Here is a 6,789-nt window from a genome sequence, read left to right as displayed (position 1 = left end):
TGAGTCCTGAGGCTGTTGCAATGAAAATGAGAATCAAGGAGTGGATAAACCCTTTTCCCAACCGCCGAAGACACACGTAAACAGCATGTCCATGAGGGTATAATTTGCACCGTATGTCTGCACAACGCCTGTGCGCGTACGGTTTTACTCGGGCTACCGTCCATTTCCGTGGAGGCACGGTTCGGCGGCCCTAACAAGAGAGGGGTTCTATGTATAAGATCCTGGAGAAGACGCAGTTCTCGGAGAAGGTGTTCAAGTTCCGCATCGAGGCGCCCGCAATCGCCAAACATGCGCACGCTGGACAGTTCCTCATGGTTCGCGCCAACGAGACGGGCGAGCGCGTCCCGTTTACCCTAGCTGGTTGGAACGGTGACGAGGGCTGGGTCGAGTTCATCTTCATGGTGATCGGCAAGACCACCGAGATGCTTTCCACCTATGAGGCCGGCGAGTCACTGCGCGACGTCGTGGGCCCGCTGGGCGTTCCCACCGAGATGGCCGAGGGCCCCTGCGCCGTCATTGGCGGCGGCGTCGGCCTGGCAATTGCCTTCCCGGTCGCCAAGCACCTGGTCGAGACCGGCCACGAGGTCCACGCCATCATGGGCGCCCGCACCAAGGACCTCCTGCTCATGGAGGACCAGTTCCGCGAGCTCCTCGACGAGGACCACATCCATATCACCACCGATGACGGCTCCTACGGCGAGCAGGGCGTTGTCACCGCTCCGCTGGAGCGCCTGCTGCAGGACAAGGCCGTGAGCCAGGTCTTCTGCGTCGGCCCCGTTCCGATGATGAAGTTCTCGACCCTCACCGCCCAGAAGTACGACACCCCCATTACCGCGTCCCTCAACCCCATCATGGTTGACGGCACCGGCATGTGCGGCTGCTGCCGCGTCGAGGTGGGCGGCGTGACCAAGTTCGCTTGCGTCGACGGCCCCGACTTCGATGCCACCCTGGTCGACTGGGATGACCTTCGTGCCCGCCAGGCCGCTTACCGTTCCGAAGAGGGCGAGTCCCTCAAGGCTTATGAGGAAAAGAGCTGCGCATGCCACTAGTTAACGGTCGTTTCGTTGCCGATATGAAGTCGCCCCGCACCCCCGATAACGAGGAGCCGGCTGCCGAGCGCGCCTGCGACTTCCGCCCCGTCGACAAGGGCTTCACCGAGGAGATGGCGCTGGCCGAGGCCGAGCGCTGCCTCAACTGCAAGAAGCCGTTCTGTGTTGAGGGCTGCCCCGTCAACATCAACATCCCCCGCTTTATCGAGCAGATCCGCGCGAAGGACTTCGGCGGCGCTCTCGATACCATTCGCGAGGACTCCATGCTTCCCGCCATCTGCGGCCGCGTCTGCCCGCAGGAGAACCAGTGCGAGGGCAATTGCATCCGTGGCAAGAAGTCCGAGCCCGTGGCCATCGGCCAGCTCGAGCGCTTCCTGGGTGACCGCCCCGAGCTCGCCTCCACGCCCAAGATGGCCCCCAAGAACGGCAAGAAGGTCGCTGTCGTCGGCTCCGGCCCGTCCGGCATCACCTGCGCCGGCGAGCTCGCCCGTAACGGCTTTGACGTCACCGTCTTTGAGGCCTTCTTCACCGGCGGCGGCGTGCTGGTCTACGGCATCCCCGAGTTCCGTCTGCCCAAGGCAGTCGTCAAGCGCGAGATTGACGGCCTGGAGGACATGGGCGTCAAGTTTGAGTACAACTCCGTCGTGGGCAACATGGCCACGGCCGAGGAGCTGTTCGAGCAGGGCTTCGACGCCATCTACGTGGCGACCGGCGCTGGCCTGCCCAAGTTCCTCAACGTCCCCGGCGAGAACCTGCCCAACGTCTTCTTCGCGAACGAGTACCTCACCCGCGTGAACCTGATGAAGGCCAACAAGTTCCCCGAGTACGACACCCCCACCAAGCACGGCAAGAACGTCGTTGTCTTTGGCGGCGGCAACGTGGCCATGGACGCCGTCCGTACCGCCAAGCGCCTGGGCGCCGAGCACGCCATCATCGCCTACCGTCGTACCGAGGACGAGATGCCCTGCCGTCGCGCCGAGCTGCACCATGCTAAGGCCGAGGGCGTCGAGGTTCTGCCGCTCGTCTCCCCGCTCGAGTTTGTCGCTGGCGAGGACGGCTCCGTGTGCGCCGTCAAGGTCCAGAAGATGGAGCTCGGCGAGCCCGACGAGTCCGGCCGCCGTCGCCCGGTGCCCATCGAGGGCGCCATCGAGGAGATCCCCTGCGACGTCGCGATCTCGGCTATCGGCACCAACGCCAACCCCTTCGCTGCCAAGATCGGCGGCAAGATGGAGCTCAACAAGTGGGGCTACATCGTCGCCGACGAGGAGACCGGCCAGACCACCGATCCCCGCATCTGGGCCGGCGGCGACATCGTCACCGGTGCCGCTACGGTCATTCTGGCGATGGGCGCCGGCAAGAAGGCCGCCGCTTCGATCACCAAGAGCCTGCTGGGCGAGTAATCACCTGCAGCACTAGCCATCAAACGGCAAAGTCCCCGTCGAGCACACGCCCGGCGGGGACTTTTTTCTATGCCGGCCGCCCCAACCACCACGATGGGGCAGGCACCTTTGTGGTGGTTGGGGACTTGCCCGGTCGTTTTGTCTCAATCTGTAACAGCTGGAGTCCGTTGAGCCCTGCAGTTGTTACAGATCGAGATATTGTGCCGGCCGCCCACGCCGCATCTCAATCTGTAACAGTTAGAGACCAAATATGCCGCCTGGTGTTACAGATCAAGACGTTGGGCTGACGGCCGAACGGTTCATCTAAATCTGTAACAGTTAGAGCCATTTTCGCTGGCTTGGTGTTACAGATCGAGATTTTGCAAAAGCCGAGGATAGGCACTGCCGCCAAGGCCTTTCCCTCGGCCTAAAACAAAACCCCCACAAAGGTGCCTGTCCCCTTTGTGGGGGTTTGGTCGGCTAGCCTTCGAGCTGGGCGACTTTGTAGCGGTAGGCAGCGGCGATAACGTCTTTGCAGCCTTCGCGGCCCAGCTTGGCGCGGTTGACGACGATGTCTTTACCGCTCGTCATCTTCCACTTTCCGGCGCTATAGCGCTTATAGAACGCCTCGCGCGCCTTCTGCTGCTGCTTGACCAGCTTGGCGCCCTTCTTTTTGTTAAGGCCGCGCTTCTTGCGCACGATCTCGACGCGGTCCTCAAAGGGTGCGGTCACCAACACGGCAATGTGGTTGGGGTTGTTGCGCAGCAGATAATCGGACAGGCGGCCTTCGATAATGCAGCTCTCGGTCTCGCCCAGATCCAAAATCACCTGGCTCATCTTTTGGAACAACTTGTCCGAGTACGAACGCGCATCGTAGCGGTCGGGCAGAAACGCCATGTTCTCCACGGCCAGGCGCTCGTCGTAGGCGGCCATCTTGTCGAGCGACTCGCCCGCGCGCAGCGACGCACGCACCAGCAGATCGTTATCGTACAGCGGAATCCCCAACTCGTCGGCAAGCATGCGACCAATCTCGTGGCCCTCGGCGCCAAAGTCGCGCGCGATGGTAATGACCACAGGATTCTTCTTATTCTCCAGATCGCTCATCGCGATTCCTTTCTCTATGTGACAAAGGGGCTGTCCCTTTGCCACATTCTACGCTGCCACCATTCGCCTCTGATATGCGCGGACCAGCAGCGAGATACCAAAGTTGAGCACAAAGTACATCGCAAACACCAGGCCGTAGAGCATAAGCACCTGCGACAGATCGATCGCGTGGGCCATCACGACGTTTGCCGTGTACATGAGTTCGGCCACGTTAATGCCCGAAAGATACGAGCTGTCCTTAATGACGGTCGTGCACTGGCTAAACAGCGCCGGGATGATCGTCTTAAACGTCTGCGGCAGAATGATGTAGCGCATGGTGGCAAAGAAGCCAAAACCCTGGCTCTGCGCTGCCTCAAACTGGCCGCACGGAATCGAGTTGAGGCCTCCGCGCACAATCTCGGCCATAACGGCGCTGGTAAACAGCGTAAAGGCGATGGTCGAAATCACAATGTCCAAACCCTGCACCGTAAAGTAGATAAACAGGATCCACAGCAGGTTTGGCGTGCAACGGAACAGCTCGATATAGGCGCTCACCAAAATACGGAACGGGCGGGGCGCATAGCTCTTGACGAGCGCCAGCACCGTGCCAAAGATGAGCGAGAAAAAGATCGACAGCGCCGAGATCTCGATGGTCTTAACAAAGCCGCCCCAAATGTAGAGCAGGTTGGTCGCGTTGAAGATTTCCATGCGCTAGGCCTCCTCTACGTTGTCGAGCCCCAGCTCGGCCAGGCTCACGCCGCGCGGACGCTCCTTGGAGCGGCGCTCGAGCCACTGCACCAGCATGGCGAGCGGAAAGCAGATGATGAAGTACATAAGGCAGCAGACGATGTATCCCTGCAGGTACCCGTACAGACTCACAAAGTTGTCGGAACGGTACATAAGGTCGCCGCCGGCCACAAGCGCCAGCACCGACGTGTTCTTGACTAGGTTGAGTGCCTGGTTACACAGCGGGGGCAGAATGATCTTGAACGTCTGGGGCAGCACGATGTACCAGTATGCCTGCGCACGGGTGAAGCCCTGGCTCTGGGCCGCCTCCATCTGACCGCGCGGAACCGCCTCGATACCAGTGCGGATGACCTCGGAAATGTAGGCCGCGTGATACAGGCCCACGCCTAAGAAGCCCAGCACGAACGGCGCGATGCGCACCGGCTGGTCGGCACCGGTTATGGCCTGCAAAAACTGCGGGCCGGCCATGTACATAAAGAGCACCTGCACGGGCAACGGGGTGTTCTGGTAAAACTCCACGTACACGCGGCTTATGGCGCGCAGCACGCGCGAACGAGTGGTAGAGAACACGCCCAGCAGCGTGCCCAGCACCAGCGACAGCAGCAGACCGGCAACGACCACCTGTAGCGTCACGCCAAAGCCCTCCCAGAAGGGCCCCATGTTTTGAAATGTCGTCGACCAACGGTCGGCGTCAAATAATCCTTCGAGCATTTGATTCCTTCCTTGGACGATGCGCCTATACAAGACCCCAGGTCTTGACCTCTTGGTCGAGCCAGCCGTCGGCCAGGCGATCGCAAATCACCTGATCGACCACGGCCGAAAGGTCGCAGCCCTTCTTGGTCGCCACGCCGTAGCCCTGCTCGCCAAACTTGACCTCGGGCTGCAGCAGCTCAACGGTCTCGTTCATGTAGCCGGCCAGCGTGGAGCGGTCCATGGCAAAGACGTCGATATTGCCGGCGTCGAGCGAACTCTTGATGATGGGATAGCCGCTAAAGGCCCTAAACTCGGGCTTGCAGCTAAAGCCGTTGTCCTTGATCATCTGCTCGATCAGACCCTGCGTGGTAGCACCCTGGCTCACGCCGATGACCTTGCCGTCCAGGTCCTCAATCGAGGTAAAGCCCGAGCGCTTCTTGACCATGAGTCCCACGTAGTCGGTGCGGTACGGCGTCGAGAAATCCCAGCTCTTCTTGCGCTCGTCGGTGATGGTGTAGGTCGCCGCGACCACGTCGAGTTGGCCGTTATCGATCAGCGGGCCGCGTGTCTTGGGCGTTACGTCGGTAAACTCGACAAGCTCCTGGGCGCGGGCTTCCTTGTAGCTCACGCCAAAGACGGCAGCGGCGATCTGGTAGCACAAATCGACTTCCATGCCCTCAAAGCGGCCCTTGGCGGTGTCGTAATAGCCGTAGCCGGGAACATCCTTCTTAACGCCGGCATTCAGATGGCCACGCGACTTAATGGCCGCAAGCTTGGACCCCTTGTCGGAGACCTCGCCGCTGGTGGAGTTGCCGCAACCGGTAAGCGCGGCCCCCGTCAGCGCAAGCATGCCGGCGCCAGCCAGCTGCAAAAAGTGACGGCGCGACACGGCCGCCCTCGTCATATCCGTCATGTCCATCACCGCGCCTAGTGCAGAATCTTGGACAGGAACTCGCGGCAGCGCGGGTTCTCGGGGTTATCGAAGAAGTGCTCGGGCGTGCCCTCCTCCAGAATGCGGCCGTCCTCCATAAAGATGACGCGGTCGGCCACCTGGCGCGCAAAGCCCATCTCGTGCGTCACGCAGATCATGGTGATGTCCTCCTGCGCGAGCTCAATCATAACGTCCAGAACTTCCTGCACCATCTCGGGGTCGAGTGCCGAGGTCGGCTCGTCAAACAGGATGATGGGTTGCTTGGTGCATAGGGCGCGGGCGATGGCGATGCGCTGCTGCTGACCGCCCGAGAGATTCTGCGGATACTCACCGGCCTTATGTGCCATGCCGACGCGCTTGAGCGCGGCGATAGCGATCTCGGTCGCCTCCTCCTTGCTCTTCTTTTGCAGCTTGATAGGCGCGAGCGTCAGGTTACCGAGCACCGTCATGTTGGGATACAGGTTGAACTGCTGAAACACCATGGAACTATACTTGCGAGCCATCTCCAGGTGATTCTTTTTGGTGAGCGGCGTACCGTCGATGACGACCTCGCCCGACGTGGGCTCCTCAAGATAATCGACACAGCGGATGAGCGTCGACTTACCCGAGCCGGAAGGCCCGATCATTACGAGCTTCTCGCCGCGCTTGACGGTGAGATTGATATCTTTGAGCACATGCAGGTCGCCAAAGTACTTGTTGAGATGCTTGATCTCGATCATGTCTGCCATGAATGTCCCTTCCCTGCGTTTACACGAGTTGAACTATTGTACGGAAAGAACCGCGTTTCCACAGCCCACACTGCACCCCCGTAAAGAACCCGCAATCTTCCGCCTAGTCATTGGGCGCTCATTGGGGACAGACTCAAATTGAACTGCGTCCCGAATCTTGGCCTTCTTTATTAGAAGCG

At 60.4% G+C, this 6,789-nt stretch carries 7 protein-coding genes; 2 read left to right on the top strand and 5 right to left on the bottom strand.

The window, feature by feature from the left end; all coding sequences use genetic code 11:
- Positions 1–209: 209 nt before the first annotated feature.
- Both DW136_RS09665 and gltA read left to right on the top strand, forming a co-directional pair.
- Positions 210–1,049 carry a sulfide/dihydroorotate dehydrogenase-like FAD/NAD-binding protein gene (locus DW136_RS09665; protein ID WP_006235793.1) on the top strand — a complete coding sequence of 280 codons (840 nt, stop codon included), beginning with the start codon at positions 210–212 and terminating at the stop codon, positions 1,047–1,049.
- Entirely contained in the window at positions 1,040–2,449 is a 1,410-nt protein-coding gene (gene gltA / locus DW136_RS09660; RefSeq protein WP_118289506.1) for an NADPH-dependent glutamate synthase, read from the top strand. The genes DW136_RS09665 and gltA overlap by 10 nt, the downstream gene beginning before the upstream one ends.
- A gap of 459 nt (positions 2,450–2,908) precedes the next feature.
- On the opposite strand, the gene DW136_RS09655 is transcribed toward gltA, so the two are convergent.
- Genes DW136_RS09655 through DW136_RS09635 form a run of 5 tightly spaced genes read right to left on the bottom strand, consistent with a single transcriptional unit; the run spans position 2,909 to position 6,610 of the window.
- The gene (locus DW136_RS09655; protein WP_118289505.1) at positions 2,909–3,532 is read right to left on the bottom strand and encodes an AAA family ATPase; all 624 of its coding nucleotides are present in this window, start codon (positions 3,530–3,532) and stop codon (positions 2,909–2,911) included.
- A 48-nt stretch (positions 3,533–3,580) separates the two neighbouring features.
- A complete protein-coding gene (locus DW136_RS09650) occupies positions 3,581–4,219 on the bottom strand; it encodes an amino acid ABC transporter permease (RefSeq protein ID WP_118289504.1) in 639 nt (212 codons plus the stop codon).
- 3 nt (positions 4,220–4,222) lie between these two features.
- Entirely contained in the window at positions 4,223–4,969 is a 747-nt protein-coding gene (locus tag DW136_RS09645) for an amino acid ABC transporter permease (protein ID WP_035136546.1), read from the bottom strand.
- 25 nt (positions 4,970–4,994) lie between these two features.
- Positions 4,995–5,870 carry a transporter substrate-binding domain-containing protein gene (locus DW136_RS09640; RefSeq protein ID WP_118289503.1) on the bottom strand — a complete coding sequence of 292 codons (876 nt, stop codon included), beginning with the start codon at positions 5,868–5,870 and terminating at the stop codon, positions 4,995–4,997.
- Between the two features lie 8 nt (positions 5,871–5,878).
- Positions 5,879–6,610, bottom strand: coding sequence for an amino acid ABC transporter ATP-binding protein (locus DW136_RS09635; RefSeq protein ID WP_022094215.1), 732 nt, complete (start codon positions 6,608–6,610; stop codon positions 5,879–5,881).
- Positions 6,611–6,789 lie beyond the last annotated feature (179 nt).

Origin of the sequence: Collinsella sp. AM12-1, assembly GCF_003472325.1 — a bacterium.
Classification (GTDB): domain Bacteria; phylum Actinomycetota; class Coriobacteriia; order Coriobacteriales; family Coriobacteriaceae; genus Collinsella.
Note: the sequence above shows the minus strand (reverse complement) of the source record. Positions and strands in the feature narration are given on the sequence as shown.